Source organism: Pseudonocardia sp. (genome assembly GCF_029263155.1).
In the GTDB taxonomy this organism is placed as follows: Bacteria; Actinomycetota; Actinomycetes; order Mycobacteriales; family Pseudonocardiaceae; genus Pseudonocardia.
Genome location: NZ_JAJCYB010000118.1, coordinates 1 through 26,173 on the forward strand (window position 1 = coordinate 1; position 26,173 = coordinate 26,173).

The window sequence follows — 26,173 nt, forward strand, 5'->3', positions numbered from 1 at the left end:
AGCTACCGACCCCGCAAGAGACCCGGGCGCGCCGTCCCCACGGCCTCCACGACCACCAGCTAGGCTGTCCACAACGGACCAGACCTGGGGAATTACCTGATCACAGCCCCTGGGGAATTACCTGATCGCCCACACCAGAGCAGCAGGTCAGTGCGTCGTCGCTCTGGCCTGCAACTCTTTTTCGGAGATCCACCGGCGGAGGTCTCCAGCAGAGCAGTGGGTCAGTCACCCCTACCGTGCGGCCCCCGGAACGACCCCGACGAAGATCGGCCTGCCCCACCACAGGATCAGTCGGCAACTCCGTGTATCACCGGGTTCGTCGGGGCGATCAGCGAAGGAGCGCGCGCAGCACGCGGGCGTTCTGCTGAGGATCGGGAGCACCACCGGTGATCGCCGGGGTGTGCACGAACGACTCGACGATGCGCACCGTCGCGTACGCGAGCTCTGCCGGTTCGAGCTCGATCGTGACCCGCCCGGCCGCGATGTCGTCGGCGAGGAGGCCGGCCACCTTCTCGATCATCCGGCGCTGGAACTCGCTGGCGTCCCGTGTCAACAGCCTGGCCAGGAGGTCGGCCTCGGACTCCTGCAGGTGCCGGATCCCCGGGTGCCGGACGACGTCGGCCGCCCAGCGGCTCAGGATCTCCGCCGTCCAGCTCGCGGGCGGGGAGTCCTGCCGTACGGCATCGGCCGTGCGGTCGATCGAGCGGTCGGCGTTGAGCCACAGGACTTCCACCAGGAGTTGCTCACGGGTGCCGACCCACCGATGCAGGGTCACCCGGCTCACGCCCAGTTCCGCGGCGATGGCCTGGATGTCGATCCGGCGTCCGGCCTGGAACCAGCGGTGGGCGACCTTCAGGGCGTCGAGTGCGGTCGCGCGCGAACCTGTCGTGCCGCCGCCGTCGAGCTGTTGCCGCAACGCGGTTCCGGCGGCCACTTGACCGTTGGTCGCTGCAGAACCACCGCTCATCGCGGCACCGTCACCTTCGTCGGCCGACTTCGTTTCGTTGTTACAGATGCAGTCGAATGATACATCGTGCATCGCAATGGAGCGAGTGTAACGGAGGATCTTCATGGCGCGCCTCAGTCGACGGACCGCGAGGATGACCCTGGCGAGCGCGGTCGTCCTGGCCTCGGTGATGCTGGCCGGCCAGGCGGTGGCGGCGCCGCCCTCGCCGCTCCCGCCGCTGACTCCGTCGCCGTTCCCGGTCGTCGCGCCTTCCGACCTCCCGCTCCCGCAGCCGACGCTTCCCGACGAGACCTTCGCACCTGTGGACCGCCCCGGGCCGGAGCTGAGCGTGCCGCAGGGTGAGCTCGACGCCGCGGTCACCTGCACCGCCGACGCCCGCGATGCCGACCGTGATGTCGCCCTGTTCGTGCCGGGCACGACGCTGACCCCCGAGGTGAACTTCGGCTTCAACTGGTTTTCCGCGCTCGACGACCTCGGGCGGCCCTACTGCTCGGTGACGCTGCCGAACAACGCGATGACCGACACGCAGATCGCCGCCGAGTACGTCGTGCACGCGATCCGGCATGTCCACGGGATCAGCGGCCACAAGGTCGACGTCCTCGGGCACAGCCAGGGCGGCACCGAACCGCGGTTCGCCATGCGCTTCTGGCCGGACCTGCGCGAGATGGTGGACGACTACGTCGCCTTCGGCGCCACCAACCACGGCAGCATCGCCATCAACGGGGCACTCTGCACACCGGCGACCGGATGCGCCGAGGCGCTGTGGCAGCAGACGCTGAACTCGCTCTACACGCAGGCCATCAACTCGTACCAGGAGACCTTCGCGGGCATCTCCTACACCCAGATCTACACCAGGACCGACGAGTTCGTGCAGCCCAACCTCGACGACAGCGGGACCACCTCGCTGCGCGGCGGCGACGGCGAGATCACCAACGTGGCCCTCCAGGACGTCTGCCTCACCGACGTGGCCTCCGAGCACCTCGCGATCGGCACCTACTCACCCGTGGCCTACGCACTGGCCATGGACGCGCTCGACCACGACGGCCCGGCCGACCCCGCCCGCGTCGACCGGGGCGTCTGCACGGAGCTGTTCATGCCCGGGGTCGATCCACTCACGTTCCCGATCGACTACGCGGCGCTGGCCGGAGTGGTCGCTAACCAGCTCGCGCTCGCTCCGAAGGTCGAGAGCGAGCCGGAACTGCGCCCGTACACCCTGGCCGACGACGAGCAAGGCTGACGGAACCGGCGGAGGCCCGGCGTTCCCGCGGAAGACCGCGGACCCGACCCGCCGGCCCCGCACCACCGATCCGGCGCTGCAACGTTCGAACCGTCGCCGACGACAGGGAGATGTCCGGTCCGTCGTCGGTGAGGTGCCCATGGGTGTAGGCAAGTTGGTGTGGGGCGGCGTCGCGGTCGTGCTGGTGATCGGCGCATGCAACAACCTCGGCGAGGACCAGGACGGACCGGTCGGTCCGGCCTCCCGTGAAGCAGCGGCGGCGGCCGCTTCCCTCGCCCCTACTCCGAGCGAGCCGTCGGCGTCCACGCCAGGGGCGGCGAGGTCCGGGGGCTCGACCGCCGCCGTCGTCTCGACGGCCGTGATCGCTTCCGTGTTCGACGGCGACACCTTCCGGATGACCGACGGGCAGGTCGTGCGCGTGCTGGGCATCAACTCGTGCGAGATGACCACCCACTCCGGACGGCAGGCACGCGCGGACGCCCTCCGCCTGCTGCCCGTGGGGAAACCGGTGGGCCTGCGGAACGAGCCCGGGGTCGACCGCGACAGCTACGGGCGTCACCTGCGTTACGTCACGACCACCAACGGCCTGGACTTCGGGACCTCGATGATCCGGTTCGACCACACCGAGGTCTACGAGGGTGGCGACGCGGCCGCCACGTACACCGCGCAGCTGCGTCGCCTCGATGAGGGCCCGAGAGTGTGCACGCGGCGCACCCCGGCCACGTCCACCAATCCGGCGCCGTCCACCACCGCGACCACGCCCGGCCCGAAGGCTGCCCCGGATCCGCCTGTGCGGCGGGCACCCGATCCCCCGCGGCGTCCGGCACCGGAACCGGCCCCCGTGGTCGAGCCGGAGCCGGTCGAGCAGAACTGCCATCCCAGCTACACGCCATGCGTGCCCGACGGTCCGGACCTCGACTGCGGGGACATCCGGAAGTTGGTGATCGTCAGCGGCCCGGACGAGTTCCGGCTCGACGGCGACGACAACGACGGCCGCGGCTGCGAGAGCTACGGCTAGCGCTTGAGCAGGGACCACAGCAACCACCTGATCGCGATGAAGAAGGGGACCGTCGTCGCCGAGGGCGCGCCGTCGGACATCGTCACCGCGGATCTGGTGCAGGAGGTCTTCGGGCTGCGCTGCCTCGTGGTGGCCGACCCGGTCTCCGGCACCCCCTCGGTCGTGCCCCTCGGCCGGGATCGATCCTGTGACTGATCCGTTGATTAGGTGAGGCTATCCTGCTTAAAATTCTCCTGTCCGTTGTCCGCCGTTGCCGCGTTCACACGTCATGGAGAAGCCGACGATGCCCAGTGACACCACCCTCGCTTCGTGCACCCCCTCCCGGAGCGGCGACATCGACGCCGACGCGACCCGGCGGCGGTTCCTCCAGCTGATCGCCACCGCCGGGTTGGTGGCGGGCTGCGCCGGGAACGGGCCACCGGCGCCGCCCACCCCGGCCGGGCCGGCGACGCGAACGGTGACGACACCGCGAGGACCGGTCGAGATCCCGACCGAGCCGGCCCGCGTGGTGGCGTTGTTCACCCACGACACGGCCAACGCGCTGGTGCTCGGCCTGCCGCTGATCGCGGGAGCGAGTGAGCGCGGCGTCGCGGCCGCGCCGTTCCCCGCCTACGTCGTCGACGCCTTCCCCCAGGTGAAGAGCGTGGCCCGGATCGAGAGCCAACCCGAGGTCAACATCGAGCAGCTGGCCGCCCTGCGCCCGGACGTCATCATCGCGGGGGTCTTCGGCTCCGACACCAGCGACGCCATCGCCCCCTACAGCGCCCTGGAGGAGGTCGCCCCGGTCGTCACCTACGAGTACTCGCGCGGCGCGGACTTCCGGAACGTGCCGTGGCGTGAGGTCCTGCGCGTCAACGGCGCCCAGTTCGACCGGTCCCGGGCCGCCGAGGAGTGGATCGCCCGGTTCGACACCGAGGCCGCGGCCCTGCGTGAGCGGCTGCGGGCCGACTGGGCGGGCCGGCGGTGGGCGTTCGTGGAGCCCTACGCCTCGGGTTTCCTGCTCTTCGGCCCGACCTCCGGTCACGCCCCGGTGACGCTGACCGACGAGCTGGGCCTGACGCCGGCACCGGCCGTCGACACCCTGCTCGGTGAGGCGGACGGGCTCGTACGCGGCCGTGCCGAGATCTCCTACGAGCGCCTGGGCGTGCTCGACGCCGACGTCGTCTTCGTCCTCCTCGGCGCCGGCGAGTCCGGCGACACCGATCGCAGCGGCGTACAGGTACTGGAGGCCCAGCCGCTGTGGCGGTCGCTCCCGGCGGTCGAGAACGGTCACGTCGTCGAGCTCACCAGCGACATCTTCGGGGAGTCGGCGCTGGGCGCCACGGCGTTCCTCGACGTCGTCGAACGCGCGCTCCTCGGGGACGGGTAGCCCGCCGCGGGATCAGCGCACGGCGTGCGGGATCTTGAACGGCGCGGTCATCCCGCCGTCGACGGGCAGGGCGACGCCGGTCACGTAGCGGGCCTCGTCGGAGACCAGCCACGCCACCGCGTTGCTGATATCGGCCGGGTCGACCCACGGGATGGGCAGCGCGTGCATGCTCTTCATCGCGGCGGCGGCCGTGGCCGGGTCGGCGTCGGGCACCCCGCTGAACAGGCTGTGGATGGCCGGGTTCTGGATCATGTCGGTGTCGACGTTGGTGGGGTGCACGGAGTTGACGCGGATCGAGTGCGGCGCGAGCTCGACGGCCAGCACCTTCATCAGCCCCACCAGCCCGTGCTTGGCCGCGCAGTAGTGGGCCAGGTTCGGGAAGCCCATGAGCCCGGCGACCGAGCTGGTGAGCACGATCGCCCCGCCCCGGCCGCCGTCGACCAGGGCCGGGGCGGCCGCCCCGACCAGGGCCGGGGCGGCCGCCCGGACCGTCTTCCACACCCCCGTCAGGTTGATGTCGATCATCTCCTGCCAGGTGGCCTCGTCCATCTCCAGCGCGGGGGCGTAGCCGGCGATCCCGGCGTTGGCGACGACGACGTCGAGCCGGCCGAACGTGGTGAGCGCGTCGGCGACCGCGGCCTGCAGGGCGGCCAGGTCGCGGACGTCGGCCCGGACGGCCAGCACCCGGCGGTCGAGGGCCTCGACGAGTGTCACCGTCCGGTCGAGGTCGGCGGCCTCGGCCATCGGGTACGGGGCCGAGTCGACCGGGGCGCACAGGTCCACGAGCACGACGTCGGCGCCCTCCTCGGCGAGGCGGACGGCGTGCGAGCGGCCCTGCCCGCGCGCCCCGCCGGTGATCAGCGCGACCTTGCCGGCCAGGCGCCCGCCGCTCACGGCAGCACCCGGTCGATCTCGGGGGCCAGCAGCTCGGCGGCGCGGGCGGCGGTGATGACGTCGGCGGGTCGGGCCGGGTGATCTCGCGGGACGCCCCGTCCTCGTAGACGTGCTCCCCGATCATCCGGCCCCGCTCGTCGTAGGGCCAGACGAACGCCAGGGTGCGCCGCAGCAGGTACATCTCCCCCGGGTCGTCGCCGGCGCGGATGTCGGAGAAGGCGCTGTCGCCGAGCATCGGGGCCGAGACGAACGCGTTGAACACGACCTCGCCGGAGAACCCGTGGTCGTTGACCGCGATGTCCTGCTCGGCCACCCACATGACGATCGCGTTCGCGGCCATCAGCGACTCGTAGAACCCGACGACCTGCTCCATCCCGTCGAGGACGATCGTCTGGCCACCCTCGTGCAGCCGGTAGTGCGGGTGCTCGACGGTCATGTCCGGGGCGAGCAGCTCCTTGTAGCGCCCGGCCACCTCCAGCAGACCGTGGCGGCGGTAGTTCTTCAAGATCGCGCGGTGGCGGGGGTTGTCGATGCCGTCGAGCTGGTTCTCCAACCCGGCGAACATGTTCACGAACTCGTGCTCGTAGCGGCTCATGCGGTCGAGGCTGGCGGGCGTGTCCCGTACCGGCGCGGACCTCAACCTGCATCTCGTGCGCTACCTCGTGACCGTCGTCGACGAGGGGCACTTCGGCCGGGCCGCGGCGCGGCTCTACGTCAGCGGGCCCGCGCTGAGCAAGCAGATCCGCACGCTGGAGCGCAAGGTCGGGGCCGAACTGCTCGACCGCGTCGCGCACCCGGTCGTGCCCACCGAGGCGGGCCACCGATTCCTCCCCGACGCGCGTACGGCGCTGGCCGCCGCCGACCGGGCCGTCGCCGCCGTCGAGGCACACCGCCGCGCCGCCGACGGGGTCCTGCGGCTGGGTTCATGACCGCTGCGACCGGCACCCACACCCGGCGCATCCTCGACCTCGTGCAGCGCGACGTCCCCGCGGTGTCGGTGCAGCTCGTGCAGCTGCCCTGGCCCGACCAGGCGGAGGCGGTCCGTGCCGGGACCGTCGGGCTCCGGCGAGGCCATCGCGATCACCGGCAGCTCCGTGATGGACAGCTACCGCCATCCGGAGGTGGTCTTCCTCCCCGTCACCGACGCCGAGCCCTGCCCCATCTCGCTGTGCACCCGGATCGACGACCCGTCGCCGATCGTCGCGACGCTCCGCCGGGCGGTGCGGGTGGTCCGGGAGTCGGGCGCCGGTGGTCACCGGTCCCGGGGGCCCACCTCCGACGGCTCCCGTTCCGTGCGGTCGAACAGGTAGCTCGCGAGGTCGAACCGGCGCAGCCGCCGCCGCAGCTCCGTGGTGGTCCCCGGCCAGTTCGTGGTGTTGCGGCCCCGCCGGTCGAGGTACCAGGCCCGGCAGCCGCTCGCCCACACCGTGTCGACGAGCCGCCGCCGCACCTCCTGCTCGCCGGCGCGGGCCACCTCGGGCCGCACCTCCACCCGGTCGGCGCCCACGTCGCGGGCGGCCGACAGGGCGGCTGCGACGTGGTCGACCTGCGCCTCCAGCACCGTCACCGACGAGGTCTGCACGGTGGAGTTGGGGCCGGCGAGCAGGAAGAGGTTGGGCGCGCCCGCCACGGTCGTGCCGAGGTGCGCCCGGGCACCGGTGGCCGCGAACCGCTCGGCCAGCGACGCGCCGTCGGCGCCGTGCAGCAGCCGGAAGACCGGCGGCTCCGCGGCGTGGAAGCCGGTGGCCAGGATCAGGGTGTCGACGGCGTGCTCGCGACCGTCGCCGTCGACGACCGACCCCGGCCGGACCTCGCGGACGTCACCGGCGACCGTGACATCGGGCCGGGTCAACGTCGGGTACCAGGTGTTGGACCGCAGCAGCCGCCGGCAGCCGATGTCCTCCGAGGGCAGCAGCCGCGCCCGCAGCGCCGGATCGGTGACGGTGCGCCGCAGGTTGCGGCGCGCGAGCCAGGTCAGCTGGGGGCGCAACCACCGGTGCCGCACCCCGAGCGCCACCGCCTCGGCGGCGAGGTAGACGCCCAGCCGCGCCACCCGCTGGGCGGCCGGGAACCGCCGGAACAGCCGGCGCTCCAGACCGGTGACCGACCGGTCGAACCGCGGCAGCACCCACTGCGGGCTGCGCTGAAACAGCACCAGGCGGCGGACCCGCGGGGCGATCCGCGGGACGAACTGCAGCGCCGACGCGCCGCTGCCGACGACGGCCACCCGGCGGCCGCGCAGATCGTGGTCGTGCCGCCAGCGCGAGCTGTGGAAGACCGTGCCGCGGAAGGTGTCGAGGCCGGGGAGGTCCGGCCAGGCCGGCTCGTGCAGCGTGCCGCCCGCGGCCACCAGCCAACGCGCGGAGATCGGGCCCGTCGAGGTCTCCAACCGCCACCGGCGCTCGTCCTCGTCCCAGTCACCACGCAGCAGCCGGGTGCCGAGACGGATGCTGCGGGTGGCGGAGAAGCGGTCCGCCGTGCGGCGCAGGTAGTCGAGGATCTCCGCCTGCCCGGCGTAGCGGGCGCTCCAGTCGGGGTTCGGCGCGAACGAGTAGGAGTAGAGCGACGACGGCACGTCGCAGCCCGCCCCGGGATAGGAGTTGTCCCGCCACGTCCCGCCGATCCGGTCGGCCTGCTCGACGGCCAGCACGTCATGGCCCTGCCCGCGCAGCCGGATCAGCGCGGCGAGGCCCCCGAACCCGGTACCGACGACGACGACCTCACGACGCTCGACGGGCGGACCGCAGCTACCGACCACGCCGCCGCTCGGTCGCCGTCGCGGTGCCCGCCCCCGATCCGTAGGTGGACCAGGCCACGAACACCGACGCGACCAGCAGCGCCGGGGCCAGGGTGAGCGAGGAGACGCTGCCCCCGACGAACCCTCCGCTGACCACCGCCCCGGCCATGACGAGCGCCAGCAGCACCGCGACCACCCGGACGCCCACGCCGACCACCAGCGCCAGCCCGCCGAGCACCTCGGCCAGCCCGGTGCCGTACACGAGCAGGCTCGACTCGGGCAGACCGTAGGAGCCGAAGCCGGCCACCCAGCCGGCGTGGTCGGTGAACTTCGGGATCCCGAACCAGACGAACAGGACGCCCGCGACCACCCGCACGACCGCCGCGATCCGTGGTGTCCGGTGGTGCAGCCCGGTGCGCAGCACGCTGTCGATCGGGCCGGTCATCGAACCTCCGCCGTCGGGTCCGCCGGAACTCGCGCCCGGCAGGTGCAGCACCGGTGGGTGCCCACCCGCCACCGTACGTGTCACGAGGACGCGGCTACCTGGGCCGTGCGGCACGCCGGCCGAGACGGCGTCCCCGGCTGGCTCGATCCGGGCCCGCCCGGCACGGCGACCCGCTTCGACCGTGTCGGCGGTGCGCACCGGTGGCGTGATCCTGATCGACTCGGCCGCGTGGCCGGCGACCGACCCGCTCCCGGTCGCCACCCCCACCTCACGGGGTCAGCCGAGCCGCTCGTACACCCGGTCCCACAGCCGCATGCACTCCATGACCGTGTAGAGGTGGCCGGAGCCGACGTTCTGCTCGGAGACGATCACCCGGTCCTCGGCGACGGCAGGGACCTCCGCCCAGAGCGGGTTCGAGGTCAGGGCGTCGCGCGACGGCTGGTCCGGCCCCCAGATCAGGGCGGCGTCCGCACCCTCGAGCTCACCGATCCGTTCCGGGGAGAGCGTGAGCCAGCCGTTGTCGACCGCACCGGCGTCGCGGAACGGCATCAGCGACCCGCCCAGCTCCTGCAGGGCCAGGCTCGCCGGGGTCCCGGAGTCGAGGTCGGCCAACCAGAGCGCCGGATCCTCGGCGGATCCCATCGCGACCTGCGCGGTGCCGAGCGTCCCGGCGTACCTGGACCTGATGGAGTCGCGCAGTTCGGCGAACTCGGCGAGCGTCCGGTCCAGCGCGTCGGTCCGCTGCATCCAGCCGGCGACCTGGCGCAGGTCCTCCCGCCAGTCCGTGTCGACGAGTCCCACGGGCACCACCGGCGCGACCCTGGACAGGGCGCCGTAGGACCAGTACGGCGGGTCGGACGCGTCGAGCCAGTTCGCTCCGCTGAGGATCAGATCGGGTCGCATCGCCAGCAGCGACTCGGTGTTGGTGGCGAAGGACTCGAAGGTCTGCTCGGCACCCGTCGGCTCGTACGGCACCCATGGCGCCACCCACGGTGCGGCGCCGCCCTCGAACTCGAAGAAGTAGCCCACCGCCGTCGGGGTCAGCCCGATCGCGGTGGCGATCTCCAGCTCCCGTCGGTTCTCCATGAGGACCAGCCGTTGCGGGTCGAGCGGGATCTCGTAGGTCCCGTACCTGTTCGTGATCGGCACGCGGCCCGCGGACCCTCCCTCGGCCGGGGCGGGGGAGCCGTCCCCGCCGGAACATCCGCCGAGCGCGACCGCACCCACCGTGCCGCCCAGCCCGATCAGTACTCGCCGACGGGTCAGCATCGCATGCACTCCCCTCTTATTAGGCCTGCCTAAGCTGAGCACGTAGTCTGGCAGGACGGTTGCGAGCGGTGCGGCCAGATGATGTGGCGATCCGGCCAGGAGGGAGGCCACCGATGACGGCGGCCGCCATCTCGATCCTGCGGTACCGGATCTCCCTCGGCGGGCGGACCGAGGCCCACACGCACGACGACCACCAGCTGGTGTGGGCGCCGGAGGACGTGCTGATGGTCGACATCGAGGACCGGAGCTGGATCCTGCCTCCCCCACAGGCGCTCTTCGTGCCCGCGGGCGTCGTGCACGCGACGAGCGCGCGGGAACACGGCCTGATGGCCGGGGTCCATCTCCCGCCGGAGCTGTGCCCACTGGCCTTCCCGGAACCGACGGTCGTGTCCATCACGCCGCTGCTGCGCCAGCTCCTGCTGTTCCTGGAGTCCGGACCGTCCGGAGGCCCGCTCGCGATCGACTCCCGCGCCCACGCCGAGGCCCTGGTCTACGACCTGCTGGAGCCGGTCTCAGGCACCACGGTGCACCTGCCGATGCCGGTCGACGTCCGGGCCCGCGAGGTGGCGGACACGATCGTCGCGGACCCCGGCGACACCCGGACCCTCGGCCAGTGGGCGTTCGCGGTCGGCTCCAGCGTCCGCTCGCTGTCCCGGGCGTTCACCGAGGAGACGGGGATGCCGTTCGCCAGGTGGCGGACCCAGGTCCGGTTGCGGGCCGCGCTGCTGCTGCTCGCCGAGCGGGTCCCGGTCAAGACCGTCGCCCGTGCGGTGGGCTACGAGACGACCAGCTCGTTCGTGGCCGTCTTCCGTCGCCACACCGGCCGGTCCCCGGCGTCGTTCCGCCGGCCGATGTCGTCCGGGTGCGGGTCCCGGGGCCTGCGCTGACCGGGCGGCGCGCGTCGGCGGCGCAGACGCGCGCCGACCCGTGGGCGGTTCCCCGCGCGAGGGAGGTGGGCCGCCCGCCCGGTGGCCGGCCGCCGGCTCGGGTCGCGGACGTCGTCAGGGCAGCAGCGCCCGGACCTGCTCCGGGGACGGCCCGTCCGGCTCGATCACCACGACGGCGTCGTCGAACCCGGCGTCGGCGTAGCGCCGGAGCTGATCGCCCACGGGACCGAGGTCATCGCCCACCGGGATGGCGCACACGATCGCCCGCCCGCCGCCGGCGGCCCGGAACCGCTCGTGGGCCTCGACGATCTGGTCGGCGGTGGTCCGGTAGCCCGAGGCCAGCCAGCCGTCGAACTCGCGGGCGGCCCGCTCCACGTTCCGCCCCCACGAGCCGAGCAGGATCGGGGGGACCCTGGCCGGGGCGGGGCCGAGGTCGGCGTGGGCGTCCCCGCCGCGGGTGATCAGGTCGCGGACCCTCGGCAGGTTCTCCCGGAACGTGCGGAAGCGTGCGGCGTGGTCACGGTCCAGGGTGGCGAAGTCGACCTCGGTCGAGCCGGGGCTGACGCCGAGGGTCAGCCGGTCGCCGCACACCGCCATCAGCGAGAGGATCTTGTGCGCGAGCGCGGCGGGGTGGTGCAGCGGGACCTGCACGGTGGCCGTGCCGATCTCGACGCCCTCGGTGACGCTCGCGGCCACCGCCAGCGCCACGAACGGGTCCGGCACCAGGTAGCCGCGGCCGATCACCTGGTGGATCCACAGGCTCTCGAACCCGGCCCCCACCAGTCGCCTCGACCACTCCGCGGTGGGCGGGGGCGGGCCCGGGGACAGGTGGGCGAGCGTCGCGCCCAGCCTCACGCGCCACCGGCCCGCTCGGCGGCGAACCGCGCGTACCAGTGCAGCGCGTCGGGATCGTCGACGGACGCGAGGTTGGCGGCCTTCTCCAGCGGCCGCCCGGCCAGCAGCTTCTTGATCGGCACCTCCAGCTTCTTGCCCGACAGGGTGTGCGGCACCGCGGGTGCCTCGACGATCTCGTCGGGCACGTGGCGCGCGGTCAGCCGCGTCCGCAGCGTGCGGACGATCTCCTGTCTCAGCGCGTCGTCGACCGCCTGCCCGGGCGCCGGGACGACGAACAGCCCGAGCCAGTAGCCGTCGTCGGGCAGTTCCAGGCCGATCACCAGTGCCTCGGCGATCTCCGGCATCGGTTCCAGCACGTCGTAGAAGTCGCTGCTGCCCAGCCGCACGCCCTGGCGGTTGAGCGTCGAGTCCGACCGGCCGTGGATGGAGACGCTGCCGTCGGCGTGCATCACCACCCAGTCGCCGTGGCGCCACACGCCGGGCCAGGTGTCGAAGTAGGACTCGCGATAGCGCACGGCGTCCGGGTCGTTCCACAGGTGGACCGGCATCGACGGCATCGGCTGGGTGATCACCAGGTCGCCCACCGCGTCGACGACCGGCTTCCCGTCCTCGTCCCAGGCCGCGCAGTCGACGCCCGCCAGCGCGCCGCCGATCCGGCCCGCCCGGACGGGGGTGTACTCGTTGGCGCCGACGAAGGCGCCGGAGATGTCGGTGCCGCCGCTGGTCGAGTCGATGCGCAGGTCCCCGCCGACGTTCTCCAGCAGCCAGTGGTAGCCGGCAGGGGGCAGGGCCGAGCCACTCACCATGACGTGCCGCAACCGGCTCAGGTCGTGCTCCTCGTTCGGGCGGACCCCGGTGTTCGCCGTCGCCATGATCACGGCGGCGCCGATCAGCACGACCTGCGCGCGGGTGCGCGACGCGACCTCCCACACCGCGCCGGCGGGGAAGCCCGGGCTGCCCTCGTACAGCACGATGCCCGCGCCGTGCATCAACGTGTTGATCTGCATGTTCCACAGGGCCCAGCCCGTGGAGGTGAACGCGAACATCCGCTCGCCCGGCCGCATCCCGGCGTAGAGCCCCGCCCACTTCAGGCCCTCCAGGGTGATCCCGCCGTGCCCGTGCACCAGGCCCTTGGGCAGGCCGGTGGTGCCGGAGGTGAACAGCACCCACAGCGGGTGCGAGAACTCCACCTGCTCGAACTCCGGCGGCGCGTCGACGGCCAGCAGCTCGTCCCACGCGGTGGTGCCCCCCGGATGTGGGCGGTCGAACACGTACGGGACGTGGACGACGTGGCGCACCGACGGCAGCTGCGCACGCAGCTGCTCGACGACGTCGCCGCGGTCGATCTCCTTGCCGTTCCAGTGGTAGCCGTCCGCCGCGATGAGCACGACGGGCTCGAGCTGGGCGAGGCGGCCGATGGTGCCGTCGGCTCCGAAGTCCGGGGAGCAGCAGGCCCACACCGCGCCGACGGCGGCGGTGGCCAGCGCGCCGATCACCGCGTGCTCGGTGTTGGGCAGGTAGGCCCCGACCCGGTCGCCGGGCCGCACCCCCGCCCGCCGCAGCCAGCCCGCCGCCGCCGCGACCGATCGGCGCAGCTCACCGAAGGTGATCTCCCGGGCGGCCCCGCCGCCCTCCTGGACGCACACCAGCGCCGGGGCGTCCTCGGCCCCGTGGCGCAGCGCGTGCTGCGCCCAGTTCAGCCGCGCCCCGGTGAACCAGCGGGTGCGGGGCATGTCCTCGGCGGTGCGCACCTGCGTCCACGGCGTGGAGAACCCGACCCCGTAGTAGTCGACCACCGAGGTCCAGAACCGGTCGATGTCCTCGATCGACCAGGCGTGCAGGGCGTCGTGGTCGACGAACGGCCGCCCCTCGCGCGCCTCCAGCCAGTCCAGGTACGCGCGCAACGCGGAGTTCTCGATGCGGTCCGCCGTCGGGCTCCAGAGCGTGTCGGTCATCGGCGGCACCTCACCGTGCGAGCGTCCATGCCTGGAAGATAGAGGTGGCGGGCGGTGCCGACCACCGCGTCGACGGCCCGGCCGGGCGCCGCCGCTCCCGTTCCGGCCCCGGTGGCCTGCGCAGTTGACGGTGCGTTGAGATCCAGGTGAGACCTGGTTGAGGTGGCCCGAGCACACTGCGTGCCAGTGTCCGCCTCGGCGTCGTCCGGACGCCCAGGGCGCACGACCGCTCGACGATGAGCCCCGAGGAGGCCGAACACATGAAGCTCGCTCTCTACCTTCCGAACTTCCGCGACGAGGTGACCGTCAAGGAACTCGAGGACCTCACGGCGCTGGCCGAGGACCTCGACTTCGACTCGGTGTGGACTCTCGACCGCGTCATCGTCCCGGAGAAGTCCGACCGGGCCGAGATGGAGTACCCGTTCGGCATGATGGCAGGGCTGCCCAGCGGCCTGCCCGTCATCTCGCGGGGCAAGTGGTTCCAGGGCTGGCCGCTGATCCCCTGGCTGGCCGCCAAGACCACGAAGCTGCGGATCGGCATGAGCATCACCAACACCCCGTTCCGCGGGCCTGCCGTGCTCGCCACGGAGCTGGCCACCGTCGACCACCTCTCCGGCGGACGGCTCAACGTCGGCGTCGGTTCCGGCTGGATGCCCGAGGAGTTCGCCGCGGCCAGCGTCCCGCACCTGTTCCCGCGCCGGCACGCCCACGTGCGCGACACCCTGGAGATCATGCAGGGCATCTGGAACAACGAGCTCTACGAGCACCACAGCGAGTTCGCCGACTTCGAGCTCTCCGGCTTCGGCCACAAGCCGGTCCAGGACCCCCTGCCGATCTTCTTCTCCGGCCTGCAGGACCCCAAGCGGTCGGCCAAGCGCATCGCGAAGTACGGCCTCAACGGCTGGATCGGCATCCAGGACTCCCCCGAGGACATCAAGCGCTGGAAGGGCGAGATGGAGCGCGAGCTGAACGAGCTCGGCCGCGGCTTCCCCGACAACTTCGAGATGTGCTCCATGATCTGGACCGTCATCACCGACGAGCCGATGGACCAGAGCGACAACGGCAAGGTCACCAACCTGCTGGCGGGCACCGCCCAGCAGATCGAGGACCGGCTCAAGGCCTACAAGGAGGCCGGCATGACCATGCCGCTCATCTGGCCGCCGTTCCGGGACGTGCCGACCTCCAAGACCATGGACGACCTCAAGCGGATCAACGACGAGATCATGCCGAAGGTCAACGCCAGCTGACGGCGACCGACCGGGCCCACGCCCCCGGCGTGGGCCCGGTCGTGGGCCGGTCCCCGGCGCCGCCACGGCAGGAGGGCCACCCCGCGCCGGCGAGCGCGCCGCTCAGGCCTCCCCCGGTCCGGGGCGCCCACCGGCCGACAGCAGCCGCTCCCCCAGCTCCCGGCAGCGGCCCGTCAGCTCCGGTGGGTCGAGCACCTCGAAGTCGTGCCCGAGCAGCAGCACGTGCAGGAGCACGACGTCGAGGGAGCCCGCGCCGCTGCGCACCTCGCAGCGCGCGCCGGACCGCGGTCGCACGACGGCCGCTCCGGCCGGGATCTGCGCGCGCACCGTCGCGGCCGGGGCGTGCACCAGGAAGCGCGCCTGGTGCGGGTAGACCCGGCTCGCCACGCCCTCCTGCACGTAGGCCGCCGCGTCGGGCGCGTCGCGCGGGCGGAAGCGCCAGGAACTCGCGGCCGCCGCCGTGATCCGGTCGACGCGGAAGGTGCGCCAGTCGTCGCGGGCGAGATCGTAGGCGAGCAGGTACCAGTGGCGGTCCGAGGCGACCAGGCGGTGGGGCTCGACCCGCCGGCGCCGCACCTCGCTCCCCGACGGGTAGTCGAAGCCCGTCTCGACCTCGTCGCGGCAGGCCCTGGCCAGCGTCATCAGCAGGTCGGGATCGACCGGCGTGCGGCCCCCGTCGAAGGACTCCACCGACCCGGAGAGCGTGCGCACCGCGTGTCGCAGCCGGACGGGCAGCACCCGGTCGAGCTTGGTCAGCGCGCGCAGCGCGGCATCACCGGCCCCGGCCACCGCGCCGCCCGCGCCGACGAGCAGCGACACCGCGGTGGCGATCGCCTCGTCGTCGTCGAGGAGCAGCGGGGGCAGGTCCCGCCCCGGGCCGAGCCGGTAGCCGCCTCCGACGCCCGGGCCGGCCTGCACCGGATAGCCGAGCGTGCGCAGCCGCTCGACGTCGCGCCGCACCGTGCGCGGGGTGACCCCGAGCCGGGCCGCGAGCTCGGTGCCCGTCCAGACCTGGCGCTGCTGCAGGAGCCCGAGCAGGGTGAGCACGCGCTCCGTCGTGCCCCGCTCGTCACCGGTCATGCGGGTCACCCTGCCGGACATAGCGGAGCGATTCTGTCCGCTATCGGTGTGAGGGTGGTGCCATGAACGCCGACGAACTCGACTGGAACCGGACGCTGCGCGCGCAGTGGGAGTTCCACTGGGACCACCAGATCCGCGACCGGCTCCACGGCCTCACCGACGGGGAGTACCTCTGGGCGCCGGTGCCCGACGCATGGAGCGTGCGACCCCACGGCGACCCGGCGGCGCCCGCGCAGTTCGGAGCCGGTGGGTTCCGGATCGACTACGCCTTCCCCGAGCCGGCGCCCGCCCCCTTCACCACGATCGCCTGGCGCCTGGGTCACGTCATCGTCGGCGTGCTCGCCATGCGCAACGCGTCGCACTTCGGCGCACCGCCCGCCTCCTACGAGACCTGGCCGTACGCGGGCGGCGCCGCCACCGCGCTCGATCAGCTGCACGCGCAGCTCGACACCTGGCTGGCCGGGGTACGCGGTCTCGGCGAGGACGGCCTGCGGGTCGCCGTCGGCGAGCGCGAGCCCTACCCCGACGCGCCCATGGCCGATCTGGTGCTGCACATCCACCGCGAGCTGATCCACCACCTCTCCGAGGTCTGCCTGCTGCGCGACCTGTACCTGCACACGGACGGAGCATCCCGATGAGCCGCCACGTCCAGGTCACCGTCGACGCCTACGACCCGCGGGCGCTGTCGACCTTCTGGCGCGACGTGCTGGGCTACGTCCATCCCGGCCCGCCGGGGGTGGACCTGCCCGAGGGTGCCGACCCGCTGGCCGCGTGGGACGAGTTCCTCGCGGGGATCGGCGTCCCCGAGGACCGGCGCAACACGCGATCCGCCATCGAGGACCCGGACGGGCGCGGCCCGCGGCTGTTCTTCCAGCAGGTCCCGGAGGGCAAGGTCGCGACGAACCGGATCCACCTCGACGTCCGCGCCGCTCCGGGGCTGCAGGGAGAGGCGCGCATGTCCGCGCTGGAGACCGAGTGCGACCGGCTGGTCGCCCGGGGAGCGACGCGGGTGCGGCGCCACGAGCCCGCACCGCCGATGAGCACCGGGCACATCGTCATGGCCGATCCCGAGGGCAACGAGTTCTGCCTCGACTGATGCGTGTCCCGCGCGCTACCGGGGGTGGTGGCCGGTGTGCAGGTCGCGCACACCGCACGCGTCGCGGGCGCCGCACCCGCAGGTCCCCGAGGCGCACGTGCGAAGCTGGGCCAGCAGCCGGGCGAGCGGGTCGGCGGAGGCGTCGTCGCGGAGCCAGCCGGCCCGCGCCGCCTCCACGAGCAGGTCGTCGTCGAACGCGTCCTGGGACTCGGTGGTGTCGCGTCGCGTACCCGGACGGGATTCCTCGGACATCGTTCGGACCACCCCCACAGCCGATTGCCGATACTCGCGCACGCTCGTCCCGAGCACATCATGCGTACGCCTGACAGATCTTCACGAACGAGTGATCCGATGGTAACCGCCTGTCGCTCCAGGACCGGGCGAACCGGCCGGCGCTTCGACCCGGCGAACGATTTCACCCACATGCGTACCGCCCGGCGGTCCGGAAGCGCCCGTCGCGCTCCCCCGCGACCGTGCCGTCCACGCGGCGGCTACGGTCGGAGGATGACTGAGCGCAGTGGCCGGGTCGGCCGGTACGTGCGGATGGTGGCTCAGCCCGGGCGGGGCGCCGCGCTCGCCGACACCCTGCTCCGGGTCGCCGACGGCCTGCGCGACGCACCCGGCTGCGAGCTCTACCTGATCAACTCCTCGGCCGACGAGAGCGACACCGTCTGGGTCACCGAGGTCTGGGCCGACGCCGACGCCTCGGACCGCGCGCTGTCCGGCGAGCTCGGCGAGGTCGGCATCGGCGAGGTGCTGGAGCTGCTCGCCGGGCCGCCGGAGCTGGTGGACCTCACCCCGCTGGGCGGAGCGGGCCTGCCCCGCTGATGCCCGGTCGACGCGACGTCAGCGACGCGAAGACCCGGCGGGACGTGAGGACTCAGCGGGACGCGAAGACCCCGTCCGGAAAGCATCCCGCCGCGAGCAGCGACCGCACCAGCCCGCCGCCGATCTCGCCCAGGCGGGCGGCGCCGTCGTCGCCGAGGTGGATCCACGGGTCGGCCCCGAGCCGGTTGGTGTCGTCCTCGATGCGCTTGCGCAGCGCCGTGCCGTCGGCGGTGAGCTCGCCGGCCGCGGTCAGGAGACCCCGCTCGGCCAGCCGGACGACGGCGGCGTCCCACTGCTCCTGCGACCAGCCGCGGCTGGCCATCGCGAAGGACGTGACGAACCCCCGGCCCGTGGCCGTGTAGGAGACCAGCGCCTCCAGCCCGTCCAGACCGGCCCCGACCAGCACCGCGATGTGACCGTCGCCCCGGTGCTCGCGCAGGATCGTCAGCGCGTGCCACAGCACCAGGTGCGGCTCGGTGGGCCAGTCCAGGTCGAGATGCGCGGCGGCGAGCGCCCGGCCCTCCACCGTGCACCCCTCGGCCGCGCGCCGGGCAAGTGCGGCCGCCTCCGCCACCGCGGGCGAGGCCACGACGTCGTCACCCAGCATCCGGCGCAGCGCGGCGTCGACGGCGGCGAACCGCGCCGTGACCAGGACCGCAGGGGTGGCCATCGACCACGCGGCCGGGATGCTGCGGGCCACCAGCTCGGGGTTGAAGTTGTAGAAGGTCGCCGCCACGACGCCCGGGAACACCGCCCCCATCGGGGCCGAGCGGCCGGCGAAGTAGCTCATCCGGCCCGGCTTGAGCCCCACCGCGGTCAGGTGCTGCTCGGTCTCCGGGGCGAAGTAGCACATGGCGTGCAGGGGTTCGAGGCTGCGGGCGAGGCGCCCGGATTCACGGATGTCCACCCGGCCGACGCTACCGGGACCGCCCGGGGGCACGGGTCGGCCCTGCGCCGGGCCACCGGCGTCGACGCGGGCACCTTCGCCACCGAGCACTGGGGCCGCGCCCCGCTGCTCACCCGCGGCGCCGACCGCGCGGCGTTCCGGGACCTGCTCGACCTCGACGGCGTCGACGAGCTGCTGTCGCGCCGCGGCCTGCGCACCCCGTTCCTGCGCCTGGCCCGCCACGGTGCGGTGCTCGACTCCGGGTCGTTCACCGGGCCCGGGGGCGCGGGCGCGGAGGTCGGTGACCAGGTGCGCGAGGACCGCGTCGCCGCGCTGTTCGCCGACGGCACGACCGTCGTGCTGCAGGCCCTGCACCGGCTGTGGCCCCCGCTGATCGACTTCGCTACCCGGCTCGGCAGCGAGCTCGGGCATCCCGTGCAGGTCAACGCCTACGTCACCCCGCCGTCGTCACAGGGCTTCTCCGCGCACTACGACGTCCACGACGTCTTCGTGCTGCAGCTCGCCGGGCGCAAGCACTGGACGGTGCACGCGCCCGTGCACCCCGACCCGTTGCGCGACCAGCCGTGGAGCGACCACGCCACGGCCGTCGCCGCCCGCGCCCGCGACGACGATCCCGTGATCGACACCGTCCTCGGGCCCGGTGACGCGCTGTACCTGCCGCGAGGCTGGCTGCACGCCGCCACCGCGCTCGGCGGCGTCTGTGCGCACCTGACCGTCGGCGTCCATGTCGTCACCGGGTACGCGCTGGTGCAGGCGCTGACCGCGCTGGTGGCCGACGACCCGGCCCTGCGCGCCTCGCTGCCGCTCGGGCTCGACATCGCCGATCCCGAGGCGCTGGGCCCGCACGTCGATGCCGTCCGGGACGCCCTGGTGGCGGCCGTGGCGCGGATACCGGCGGAGCGCGTGGCGCGGCGGGTACGGCAGCGGGTCTGGGACGGCACCCGGCCCGAACCGGTGCGGCCGGTCGCCGGTGCGTCGTTCGCGGCCGGCCTGGCCGCGGGTGACGTGGTGCGCAGGCGACTCGGGCTCGGCCATCGCGTCGTCGCGCGCGGGGACCGGGTGCTGCTCGAGCTGGCCGACCGCGAGATCGCGCTGCCCGCCACCACCGCCCCGGCCCTGCACGTTCTGCTGGACGGGGACCCGCACGCGGTCGGTAGCCTGCCCGACATGGACGAGGCCGACCAGCTGGTGCTGATCCGGCGGCTGCTGCGGGAGGGCGTGCTGGTGCCGTGACCGGTCCGCGCTGCGCCGAGGTCGCCGACGCGGCGGGCGACGCCCGCGAGGGCACCGCGCCGCCCGCCGAGCGCTGGTTCCTGATCGAGCACCCGGGGCCGTGGGGGCGGGTCGCGTTCGCCGAGTCGGGACTGCCGGACGCCGTGGTCGCCGCCGCCGACCGGTGGGCGGGGGCGCACGGCGGGCGGGTGCTGCTGGTGCGCAGGCCGGGCCGCCGCCCGCGCCGGGCCGGGTCGCGTCGCTGGTTCCGCGTGGACTCCCGCCCCGGTCGCGAGTCGGTCCGTACCGGCACGGTCGTCCACGACGACGAGCTGGTCACCGCACTCGACGACCCCGGCCAGCCGCACGACGCGCTGCACCTGGTGTGCGCGCACGGCCGGCACGACACCTGTTGCGCGGTGCGCGGCCGCCCCGTCGCGGCCGCGCTGGCCGCCGCCGATCCCGACCGCACCTGGGAGTGCTCGCACGTCGGTGGCTGCCGCTTCGCGCCGGCGCTGGTGCTGCTCCCGCACGGGTTCGTCTACGGCGGGATGCCCGCCGTCGACGCCGTCACGCTCGTGAAGGACCACGCGGCCGGCCTGGTGGATCCACGATGGCTGCGGGGCCGGTCCTCGCTGCCCCCGGCGGTGCAGGCCGCGCAGCACCACGCCCGGTCCGCCACGGGTGAGCTGGGCGTGGACGCGCTGCGCCCCGTCGGGCTCACGTCGAACGGGACACGGTGGCGGGTGGAGCTGGCCGGCCCGGGCTGCGTGGTGGAGCTCGACGAGCGGTTCGTCGACGCGGGACGGCCCCTCACGTGCGCGGCGGTCACCCCGGGCCGGATGCGCGTGCTCGACCTGGTGTCCCTGCGCGTGGCCGGCCGCTGCTGACCTGACCGTCACCCCGAGCCGAGCTCGGCCCGCACCGAGGCCACCGCGGCGTCGTCGACGAGGCCCTGACCCGCGGCGTGGACGGCGATGTCGCCGCTGTCGTCCACGGCCAGCATCGGCACCCCCAGCGCGGTGATCTCCGCCGCGAGCCGCTCGATCTCGCCGCCCCGGCCCAGGTCGAGACCGGTGATGCGGCGGATGTAGATCGCCGCGACCCGGTCCGGGCGGTCCCGGGCGATGTCGGCGTAGATCTCCGGGTCCTCCTGGCCGCTGTCGCCGATCAGCACCAGCCGCAGGTGCGGGTGCTCGTCGAGCAGGCGGCGCACCAGGGCGGGCTTGTGCGCCTGCGCGCCGATCCGGAACAGCCCCGTGTGCGACGGGCCCCAGTCGGTGAGCAGCAGCGGTCCGAGCGGGAACCCGCGCAGCGACACGAACTGCAGCAGCATCTCGTGCAGGTTCCACGGGCTCGTCGACACGTAGAACACCGGACGCTCCGGCTTGCCCTCCTTCCCCACCAGCGCGCGGTAGAGGGCAGCCGCGCCGGGCAGCGGGGTCCGCTCCTCGACGTCGGTGAGCAGGGTGGCCCGCAGGAAGTCCAGCCCGCGGGTGAGGCCGGTGTGCAGGATCGTGTCGTCGACGTCGCTGATCACGCCGACGTCGACCACCGGGTCGACGACCAGCACGCGCGCCGTCGCGGTGGCCCCCTCGGGCCCGGTCAGCCCGATCTCCAGCCAGCCGGGCTCGACGTCGGGCAGCTCCACCTCGTGGTCGACGTACCCGTCGCGGTCGGTCCGCACGACGACGTCCCCGCCGGGCGCGTGGATCGTCACCGCGGCCCGCGGCACCTCGACGGTCAGGAACCGGGCCAGGCTCACCCGCAGCACGGCGCGGCGCGAGCGCGGGGACGGTTCGGCGTCCCCGACGAGCGCCGCGGGAGCGGGCGGCGGCTCCGCGTTGCGGTGCCCCAGCACCAGGCGCGCCCCGACCCGGGCCCGCCGGCTGGTGCCGTGCCCGATGAACGGGACGATCATCGGGTAGCGCCTGCCGCCGATCTGCGCGAACGCCCCGATCCCCGCCTCGACGACGTCCTCCAGCGCCAGCATCGCCGAGGTGATCCGCCGTCGCCCATCCGCACCCGTCACGGCCAATGGCTACCGCACGACGGCCGGATGCGCCACACCGGGTTAGGCTCCGCGGACGTGAGAACCGCGCTGCTCGACCTCGACGGCACGCTCGTCGATTCCGCCGCCCTGATCACCGGGCACCTCTCGGCGGCGCTGGCCACGATCGGTGTTACGCGTAGCCCGCGGGAGCTGCTGCCGCTCGTCGGGCCGCCGTTCGAGATCGCCCTCCCGGCGCTGGGCCTCACCGCCGAGCAGACGGTCGAGGTGATCGACGCCTATCGGGCCACCTACGACGCGGTGGCCGCCACGGAGACGCCGCTGTACCCGGGGATTCCCGCGCTGCTCGACCGCCTCGGCGGGTTGCGGCTCGCCGTCGCCACCTCGAAGCCGGAACGGGTGGCGCGGCGCATCGTCGACGGCGTCGGGATCACCGGGCACTTCGTGCTCGTCGGTGGCGCCGACCAGCCCGCGGGGCGGCTGGGCAAGGCGGCCGTCGTCGGGTCGGTGCTGCAGCGGCTGGGCCTGGACCCCGCGCGCGAGCAGGTCCTGATGGTCGGCGACCGCCACCACGACGTCGACGGCGCCGCGGCACACGGCGTCCGCACCGTCGGCGTGGCATGGGGCTACGCGCAGCCGGGCGAGCTGACCGGCGCCCTCAAGGTCGCCTCGGACGTCGACGAGCTCGCCGACCTGCTCATCGACGACGCCGTGTGGGCCGTGCGTACGTGACCCGGGCGCACCGAGAGCCCGACTCGCGCACCCGCAGGCCCCGACTCGCGGGGGCCGGGCCGGGGCGGTCAGTCGCCCGGGGCCTGGACCCAGCCGTAGCTGCGGTTGACCGCGCGCCCCCAGCTGGCGTGCTCGCGTTCCCGCAGGCCGGGCTGCATGGCCGGCTCCCACGCCGCGGCGCGGTGCCAGTTGCCGCGCAGCACCTCCACGTCCGACCAGTGGCCCACCGCGAGGCCCGCGGCATAGGCCGCGCCGAGCGACACGGCCTCCGAGCCCAGCGGCCGCTCGACCGGCACGTCGAGGACGTCGGCGACGAACTGCATGAGCAGGTGGTTGGCCGTCATCCCGCCGTCGACCTTGAGCCGGGTGACGGGCACCCCGGAGTCGAGGTTCATGGCGTCGACGACCTCGCGCGTCTGCCAGCCGGTGGCCTCCAGCACCGCGCGGGCGAGGTGGCCGCGGTTGATGAACGAGGTGAGCCCGACCATCACCCCGCGCGCGTCGGGGTGCCAGCGCGGCGAGTACAACCCGGAGAACGCGGGCACGATGTAGCAGCCGCCGTTGTCCGGGACGGTCTCGGCGAGCGTCTCGATCTGGGCGGCGGTGCCGATCATGCCGAGCGAGTCGCGGAACCACTGGACCAGGGAGCCGGTCATCGCGATCGCACCCTCCAGCGCGTACACGGGAGCGTCCCCGAACAGGTAGCCGACCGTCGGGATCAGGCCGTGCGTCGACCCGGCGATGCGGGGGCCGGTGTTCATCAGCAGGAACGCGCCCGTGCCGTAGGTGCACTTGACCTCACCCGGCGAGAAGCAGGTCTGCCCGACGAGCGCGGCCTGCTGGTCGCCCAGCGCCCCGGACACCGGCACCCCCGGCAGCACCGTGGTGCAGGTGCCGTAGACCTCGGCGTTGGACCGGATCTCCGGCAGCATCCGGCGCGGGACGGCCAGCATGCCGAGCAGGGCGTCGGACCACTGGCGCGTGCGCAGGTCCATCAGCATCGTGCGGCTGGCGTTGGTGACGTCGGTGACGTGGCGCCCCCCACGGGCGCCGCCGGTGAGGTTCCAGATCAGCCAGCTCTCCATCGTGCCGAACAGCAGGTCGCCGGCCTCGGCGCGCGCGCGGGCCCCGGGCACGTGGTCGAGGATCCAGCGCAGGCGCGGGCCCGCGAAGTAGGTGGCGGGCGCCAGGCCGCACACCCGGGTGATCAGCTCGCCGTGCCCGTCGTCGACGAGGCGGGCGACGATCCCGTCGGTGCGCGTGTCCTGCCAGGTGATCGCACGGCTGATCGGGACCCCGGTGTGCCGGTCCCACACGACCGTGGTCTCGCGCTGGTTGGCGATGCCGAGCCCGACGAGGTCGTCGGGGCCGAGGCCCGCGCTGCGCAGCGCGGCCGGCACGACGCGGCCGACGTTGCGCCAGATCTCGCCCGCGTCGTGCTCGACGCGCCCCGGCGCCGGGTAGTGCTGGCGGTGCTCGCGCTGCGCGACGGCGAGCATCCGCCCGGACCGGTTGAACAGCAGGCACCGGGTGGACGTGGTGCCCTGGTCGATGGCCGCGACGACCCGCTCCCGGATCACGTCCGCACCGATCCCCCGACTCGCGCGCACGCACGCCCCGACTCGCGGGCGGCTTCCCGCGAGTCGGGGTCTGCGTGCGCGCGAGTCGGGGTCTGCGTGCGCGCGAGTCGGGGCGTCACGTCGACATCAGCTGCGCCGAGATCTCCCGGGCCGCGGCCAGCAGCTGCTCGGCCAGCACCGGTCGCAGCAGCCCGCCGATGCCGTAGAGCTCCTCCACCGGGCCGACGACGCCGATCGCGCCCGCGACCAGGCCCCCGCTGCCGCGCAGGGCCGCGGCCGCACCGCCCACGCCGGGCTCGAACTCCCCGGCGTCACCGGCCCAGCCCCGGCGCCGTGCCGTGGCCAGGTGTGCGGCGAGTGCGGCGACAGCGACGCAGGTGCGGCCGGTGTAGCGGGTGAGCACGAGCTCGCGCGGCGGCGGCGTGGCCACCGGCGCGAACGCCAGCAGGCACTTGCCCAGCGCGGTGGCGTGCAGCGGCTGCTCCTCCCCGGTGCGGATGCGCTGCGCCGAGCCGTCGGGGCGGAACACGTGGTGCACCAGCCGCACCACGCCGCCGTCGGGCACGCCCAGGTGCACGGCGAGCCCGGTGCTGCCGGCCAGCGAGTCGGCCCAGTTCATGGCCCGGGCGCGCAGGTCGTGGCGGTCCCAGCCACCGCGGCCGAGCTCCCGCAGGGCGTCACCGAGCAGGTAACGCGCCGACGGGTCCTGCGCGACGAACCCGACCTCGCGCAACGTCCGGACGATCCCGTGCGCGGTCGGCCGGGCCAGGTCCAGCGCCGCGGCGATCTCGCCCAGCCCGAGCGGGCGGTCGGTGCTGCCGAGCAGCCGCAGCACCGCGGCCGCCCGTTCGATCGACTGGATCGCCCCCGGCACCCCGGCACCCTACGCCCGAACGCTCACGAACTGTGACCTTCGCCCGAATGGGGGTTCGACAATGCCGAACAACCTGCGTTGACGCCCGACGGGCCGCTTCCTAGCGTCGTCCGGCAGCGACCTGTCACGGGGGTGGGTCGTACCGAGAGGACTTCGAAGATGAAGAACTCGTACCTCGGGGAGCTGTTCGCGGAGTTCCTCGGCACCATGATCCTCATCCTGTTCGGGGCCGGCGTGGTGGCCCAGGTCGTGACGGCGCCGGACGGCAGCCTCGGCGACCACGACTCGATCGCGTGGGCCTGGGGCATCGGCGTCATGATGGGCGTCTTCGTGGCCGCGCGGATCTCCGGCGGGCACATCAACCCGGCCGTCACGATCGCCCTGGCCGCGTTCAAGGGCTTCCCGTGGCGCAAGGTGCTGCCCTACTCGCTCGCGCAGACCGCGGGCGCGTTCGTGGCGGCGCTGATCGTGCGGTTCGTGTACTCCGACCTGATCGCCAAGGTCGACCCCACACACACCATCGCCACCCAGGGCATCTTCTCGACGCTGCCGGGCAACGGTGTCGAGGGCGTCGGCATCGGCACCGCGTTCTTCGACCAGATCGTCGGCACCGCCATCCTCGTCTTCGTCGTCCTCGCGCTGACGACGGCGGCCAACAACCCGCCACTGGCCAACCTCGGCCCGGTCGTCGTCGGCCTGCTCGTCGTCGGCATCGGCATGGCGTGGGGCGCGAACGCCGGCTACGCGATCAATCCGGCCCGCGACTTCGGTCCGCGCCTGGCGTCACTGCTCACCGGCTACGAGAACGCGATGTTCGACCAGAACGGCACACTCTACTTCTGGTTGCCGATCGTGGCCCCCATCATCGGGGGACTCATCGGCGGTGCGTTGTTCAAGTACATGATCGAGGGCTTCCTCCCGACCGAGGCGGAGACCGTCGCGGTGTCCGAGCCCACCCCGAACGCCTGAGAAG

28 protein-coding genes are annotated in these 26,173 nt (G+C 73.5%); 15 read left to right on the top strand and 13 right to left on the bottom strand.

Going from position 1 to position 26,173, the window contains the following annotated elements:
• Window positions 1-328 precede the first annotated feature (328 nt).
• The gene (locus Q1K26_RS24365) at window positions 329-1,072 is read right to left on the bottom strand and encodes a QsdR family transcriptional regulator (RefSeq protein WP_300017600.1); all 744 of its coding nucleotides are present in this window, start codon (window positions 1,070-1,072) and stop codon (window positions 329-331) included.
• 28 nt (window positions 1,073-1,100) lie between these two features.
• Here Q1K26_RS24365 and Q1K26_RS24370 point away from each other — a divergent pair, with 28 nt between their 5' ends.
• The 4 genes from Q1K26_RS24370 to Q1K26_RS24385 all read left to right on the top strand — a co-directional run bounded on the left by Q1K26_RS24370 (window position 1,101) and on the right by Q1K26_RS24385 (window position 4,591).
• Window positions 1,101-2,204 (top strand): lipase, encoded by a 1,104-nt coding sequence (locus Q1K26_RS24370; RefSeq protein WP_300017603.1) that lies wholly within the window; start codon window positions 1,101-1,103, stop codon window positions 2,202-2,204.
• 139 nt (window positions 2,205-2,343) lie between these two features.
• On the top strand, window positions 2,344-3,222 hold the full coding sequence (locus Q1K26_RS24375; protein WP_300017606.1) for a hypothetical protein: 879 nt from the start codon (window positions 2,344-2,346) through the stop codon (window positions 3,220-3,222).
• A 3-nt stretch (window positions 3,223-3,225) separates the two neighbouring features.
• Window positions 3,226-3,417, top strand: coding sequence for a hypothetical protein (locus Q1K26_RS24380; RefSeq protein ID WP_300017609.1), 192 nt, complete (start codon window positions 3,226-3,228; stop codon window positions 3,415-3,417).
• An 88-nt stretch (window positions 3,418-3,505) separates the two neighbouring features.
• Window positions 3,506-4,591 (top strand): ABC transporter substrate-binding protein, encoded by a 1,086-nt coding sequence (locus Q1K26_RS24385; RefSeq protein ID WP_300017612.1) that lies wholly within the window; start codon window positions 3,506-3,508, stop codon window positions 4,589-4,591.
• A gap of 12 nt (window positions 4,592-4,603) precedes the next feature.
• On the opposite strand, the gene Q1K26_RS24390 is transcribed toward Q1K26_RS24385, so the two are convergent.
• Entirely contained in the window at window positions 4,604-5,485 is an 882-nt protein-coding gene (locus Q1K26_RS24390; RefSeq protein ID WP_300017615.1) for a mycofactocin-coupled SDR family oxidoreductase, read from the bottom strand.
• A 161-nt stretch (window positions 5,486-5,646) separates the two neighbouring features.
• Between Q1K26_RS24390 and Q1K26_RS24395 the strand changes: the two genes are divergently transcribed.
• Window positions 5,647-5,838, top strand: coding sequence for a hypothetical protein (locus Q1K26_RS24395; RefSeq protein WP_300017618.1), 192 nt, complete (start codon window positions 5,647-5,649; stop codon window positions 5,836-5,838).
• 261 nt (window positions 5,839-6,099) lie between these two features.
• Window positions 6,100-6,414 carry a LysR family transcriptional regulator gene (locus tag Q1K26_RS24400; protein WP_300017621.1) on the top strand — a complete coding sequence of 105 codons (315 nt, stop codon included), beginning with the start codon at window positions 6,100-6,102 and terminating at the stop codon, window positions 6,412-6,414.
• Between the two features lie 323 nt (window positions 6,415-6,737).
• Here Q1K26_RS24400 and Q1K26_RS24405 read toward each other — a convergent pair whose 3' ends face one another.
• The 3 genes from Q1K26_RS24405 to Q1K26_RS24415 all read right to left on the bottom strand — a co-directional run bounded on the left by Q1K26_RS24405 (window position 6,738) and on the right by Q1K26_RS24415 (window position 9,936).
• Window positions 6,738-8,243, bottom strand: coding sequence for an NAD(P)/FAD-dependent oxidoreductase (locus Q1K26_RS24405; RefSeq protein WP_300017623.1), 1,506 nt, complete (start codon window positions 8,241-8,243; stop codon window positions 6,738-6,740).
• Entirely contained in the window at window positions 8,233-8,667 is a 435-nt protein-coding gene (locus Q1K26_RS24410; protein ID WP_300017627.1) for a DoxX family membrane protein, read from the bottom strand. Before Q1K26_RS24410 ends, Q1K26_RS24405 begins: the two co-directional genes overlap by 11 nt.
• Before the next feature lie 276 nt (window positions 8,668-8,943).
• Window positions 8,944-9,936, bottom strand: a complete 993-nt coding sequence (locus tag Q1K26_RS24415; protein WP_300017630.1) for an ABC transporter substrate-binding protein — start codon at window positions 9,934-9,936, stop codon at window positions 8,944-8,946.
• A 113-nt stretch (window positions 9,937-10,049) separates the two neighbouring features.
• Between Q1K26_RS24415 and Q1K26_RS24420 the strand changes: the two genes are divergently transcribed.
• Window positions 10,050-10,823 carry a helix-turn-helix transcriptional regulator gene (locus tag Q1K26_RS24420; RefSeq protein ID WP_300017633.1) on the top strand — a complete coding sequence of 258 codons (774 nt, stop codon included), beginning with the start codon at window positions 10,050-10,052 and terminating at the stop codon, window positions 10,821-10,823.
• A 114-nt stretch (window positions 10,824-10,937) separates the two neighbouring features.
• On the opposite strand, the gene Q1K26_RS24425 is transcribed toward Q1K26_RS24420, so the two are convergent.
• Entirely contained in the window at window positions 10,938-11,678 is a 741-nt protein-coding gene (locus Q1K26_RS24425; protein WP_300017635.1) for an LLM class flavin-dependent oxidoreductase, read from the bottom strand.
• Window positions 11,675-13,633, bottom strand: coding sequence for an acetoacetate--CoA ligase (locus Q1K26_RS24430; protein ID WP_300017638.1), 1,959 nt, complete (start codon window positions 13,631-13,633; stop codon window positions 11,675-11,677). The genes Q1K26_RS24425 and Q1K26_RS24430 overlap by 4 nt, the downstream gene beginning before the upstream one ends.
• 260 nt (window positions 13,634-13,893) lie before the next feature.
• Here Q1K26_RS24430 and Q1K26_RS24435 point away from each other — a divergent pair, with 260 nt between their 5' ends.
• Window positions 13,894-14,880, top strand: a complete 987-nt coding sequence (locus Q1K26_RS24435) for an LLM class flavin-dependent oxidoreductase (protein WP_300017781.1) — start codon at window positions 13,894-13,896, stop codon at window positions 14,878-14,880.
• A gap of 102 nt (window positions 14,881-14,982) precedes the next feature.
• On the opposite strand, the gene Q1K26_RS24440 is transcribed toward Q1K26_RS24435, so the two are convergent.
• Window positions 14,983-15,960 carry a WYL domain-containing protein gene (locus Q1K26_RS24440; RefSeq protein ID WP_300017642.1) on the bottom strand — a complete coding sequence of 326 codons (978 nt, stop codon included), beginning with the start codon at window positions 15,958-15,960 and terminating at the stop codon, window positions 14,983-14,985.
• A 62-nt stretch (window positions 15,961-16,022) separates the two neighbouring features.
• Here Q1K26_RS24440 and Q1K26_RS24445 point away from each other — a divergent pair, with 62 nt between their 5' ends.
• Both Q1K26_RS24445 and Q1K26_RS24450 read left to right on the top strand, forming a co-directional pair.
• Window positions 16,023-16,598, top strand: a complete 576-nt coding sequence (locus Q1K26_RS24445; RefSeq protein WP_300017645.1) for a DinB family protein — start codon at window positions 16,023-16,025, stop codon at window positions 16,596-16,598.
• Complete coding sequence (locus Q1K26_RS24450; protein WP_300017648.1) at window positions 16,595-17,056, top strand: VOC family protein; 462 nt, start codon at window positions 16,595-16,597, stop codon at window positions 17,054-17,056. Before Q1K26_RS24445 ends, Q1K26_RS24450 begins: the two co-directional genes overlap by 4 nt.
• A 15-nt stretch (window positions 17,057-17,071) precedes the next feature.
• Here the strand turns inward: Q1K26_RS24450 and Q1K26_RS24455 are convergent, their stop codons facing one another.
• Complete coding sequence (locus Q1K26_RS24455) at window positions 17,072-17,308, bottom strand: hypothetical protein (protein ID WP_300017651.1); 237 nt, start codon at window positions 17,306-17,308, stop codon at window positions 17,072-17,074.
• A 252-nt stretch (window positions 17,309-17,560) separates the two neighbouring features.
• Between Q1K26_RS24455 and Q1K26_RS24460 the strand changes: the two genes are divergently transcribed.
• Window positions 17,561-17,884, top strand: coding sequence for an antibiotic biosynthesis monooxygenase (locus tag Q1K26_RS24460; protein WP_300017653.1), 324 nt, complete (start codon window positions 17,561-17,563; stop codon window positions 17,882-17,884).
• Window positions 17,885-17,936: 52 nt separating this feature from the next.
• Here the strand turns inward: Q1K26_RS24460 and Q1K26_RS24465 are convergent, their stop codons facing one another.
• Window positions 17,937-18,737 (bottom strand): hypothetical protein, encoded by an 801-nt coding sequence (locus Q1K26_RS24465; RefSeq protein ID WP_300017784.1) that lies wholly within the window; start codon window positions 18,735-18,737, stop codon window positions 17,937-17,939.
• A 3-nt stretch (window positions 18,738-18,740) separates the two neighbouring features.
• Between Q1K26_RS24465 and Q1K26_RS24470 the strand changes: the two genes are divergently transcribed.
• Both Q1K26_RS24470 and Q1K26_RS24475 read left to right on the top strand, forming a co-directional pair.
• The gene (locus Q1K26_RS24470) at window positions 18,741-20,024 is read left to right on the top strand and encodes a cupin domain-containing protein (protein WP_300017656.1); all 1,284 of its coding nucleotides are present in this window, start codon (window positions 18,741-18,743) and stop codon (window positions 20,022-20,024) included.
• Entirely contained in the window at window positions 20,021-20,893 is an 873-nt protein-coding gene (locus Q1K26_RS24475) for a sucrase ferredoxin (protein WP_300017659.1), read from the top strand. Before Q1K26_RS24470 ends, Q1K26_RS24475 begins: the two co-directional genes overlap by 4 nt.
• 8 nt (window positions 20,894-20,901) lie before the next feature.
• Here Q1K26_RS24475 and Q1K26_RS24480 read toward each other — a convergent pair whose 3' ends face one another.
• A complete protein-coding gene (locus Q1K26_RS24480) occupies window positions 20,902-22,035 on the bottom strand; it encodes a phosphatase domain-containing protein (protein ID WP_300017662.1) in 1,134 nt (377 codons plus the stop codon).
• 57 nt (window positions 22,036-22,092) lie between these two features.
• On the opposite strand from Q1K26_RS24480, the gene Q1K26_RS24485 reads away from it, so the two are divergent.
• Window positions 22,093-22,746, top strand: coding sequence for an HAD-IA family hydrolase (locus tag Q1K26_RS24485; RefSeq protein ID WP_300017665.1), 654 nt, complete (start codon window positions 22,093-22,095; stop codon window positions 22,744-22,746).
• A gap of 68 nt (window positions 22,747-22,814) precedes the next feature.
• Here Q1K26_RS24485 and glpK read toward each other — a convergent pair whose 3' ends face one another.
• On the bottom strand, window positions 22,815-24,323 hold the full coding sequence (gene glpK / locus Q1K26_RS24490) for a glycerol kinase GlpK (RefSeq protein ID WP_300017787.1): 1,509 nt from the start codon (window positions 24,321-24,323) through the stop codon (window positions 22,815-22,817).
• Window positions 24,324-24,441: 118 nt separating this feature from the next.
• Window positions 24,442-25,200: an IclR family transcriptional regulator gene (locus tag Q1K26_RS24495; protein WP_300017668.1), complete on the bottom strand. Its 759-nt coding sequence runs from the start codon at window positions 25,198-25,200 to the stop codon at window positions 24,442-24,444.
• Between the two features lie 159 nt (window positions 25,201-25,359).
• On the opposite strand from Q1K26_RS24495, the gene Q1K26_RS24500 reads away from it, so the two are divergent.
• Window positions 25,360-26,169: an MIP/aquaporin family protein gene (locus Q1K26_RS24500; protein ID WP_300017671.1), complete on the top strand. Its 810-nt coding sequence runs from the start codon at window positions 25,360-25,362 to the stop codon at window positions 26,167-26,169.
• Window positions 26,170-26,173: the final 4 nt, after the last annotated feature.

What these genes read in the sequence shown, in the direction of transcription:
- Q1K26_RS24385 (WP_300017612.1), top strand. Translation starts at nt 3,506, where the DNA reads ATGCCCAGTGACACCACCCTCGCTTCGTGCACCCCCTCCCGGAGCGGC.
- Q1K26_RS24370 (WP_300017603.1), top strand. Translation starts at nt 1,101, where the DNA reads ATGACCCTGGCGAGCGCGGTCGTCCTGGCCTCGGTGATGCTGGCCGGC.
- Q1K26_RS24455 (WP_300017651.1), bottom strand. Translation starts at nt 17,308, where the DNA reads ATGTCCGAGGAATCCCGTCCGGGTACGCGACGCGACACCACCGAGTCC.
- Q1K26_RS24365 (WP_300017600.1), bottom strand. Translation starts at nt 1,072, where the DNA reads ATGAAGATCCTCCGTTACACTCGCTCCATTGCGATGCACGATGTATCA.
- Q1K26_RS24460 (WP_300017653.1), top strand. Translation starts at nt 17,561, where the DNA reads ATGACTGAGCGCAGTGGCCGGGTCGGCCGGTACGTGCGGATGGTGGCT.
- Q1K26_RS24375 (WP_300017606.1), top strand. Translation starts at nt 2,344, where the DNA reads ATGGGTGTAGGCAAGTTGGTGTGGGGCGGCGTCGCGGTCGTGCTGGTG.
- Q1K26_RS24500 (WP_300017671.1), top strand. Translation starts at nt 25,360, where the DNA reads ATGAAGAACTCGTACCTCGGGGAGCTGTTCGCGGAGTTCCTCGGCACC.
- Q1K26_RS24410 (WP_300017627.1), bottom strand. Translation starts at nt 8,667, where the DNA reads ATGACCGGCCCGATCGACAGCGTGCTGCGCACCGGGCTGCACCACCGG.
- Q1K26_RS24435 (WP_300017781.1), top strand. Translation starts at nt 13,894, where the DNA reads ATGAAGCTCGCTCTCTACCTTCCGAACTTCCGCGACGAGGTGACCGTC.
- Q1K26_RS24440 (WP_300017642.1), bottom strand. Translation starts at nt 15,960, where the DNA reads ATGACCGGTGACGAGCGGGGCACGACGGAGCGCGTGCTCACCCTGCTC.
- Q1K26_RS24420 (WP_300017633.1), top strand. Translation starts at nt 10,050, where the DNA reads ATGACGGCGGCCGCCATCTCGATCCTGCGGTACCGGATCTCCCTCGGC.
- Q1K26_RS24430 (WP_300017638.1), bottom strand. Translation starts at nt 13,633, where the DNA reads ATGACCGACACGCTCTGGAGCCCGACGGCGGACCGCATCGAGAACTCC.
- Q1K26_RS24445 (WP_300017645.1), top strand. Translation starts at nt 16,023, where the DNA reads ATGAACGCCGACGAACTCGACTGGAACCGGACGCTGCGCGCGCAGTGG.
- Q1K26_RS24415 (WP_300017630.1), bottom strand. Translation starts at nt 9,936, where the DNA reads ATGCTGACCCGTCGGCGAGTACTGATCGGGCTGGGCGGCACGGTGGGT.
- Q1K26_RS24465 (WP_300017784.1), bottom strand. Translation starts at nt 18,737, where the DNA reads ATGTGCTACTTCGCCCCGGAGACCGAGCAGCACCTGACCGCGGTGGGG.
- Q1K26_RS24450 (WP_300017648.1), top strand. Translation starts at nt 16,595, where the DNA reads ATGAGCCGCCACGTCCAGGTCACCGTCGACGCCTACGACCCGCGGGCG.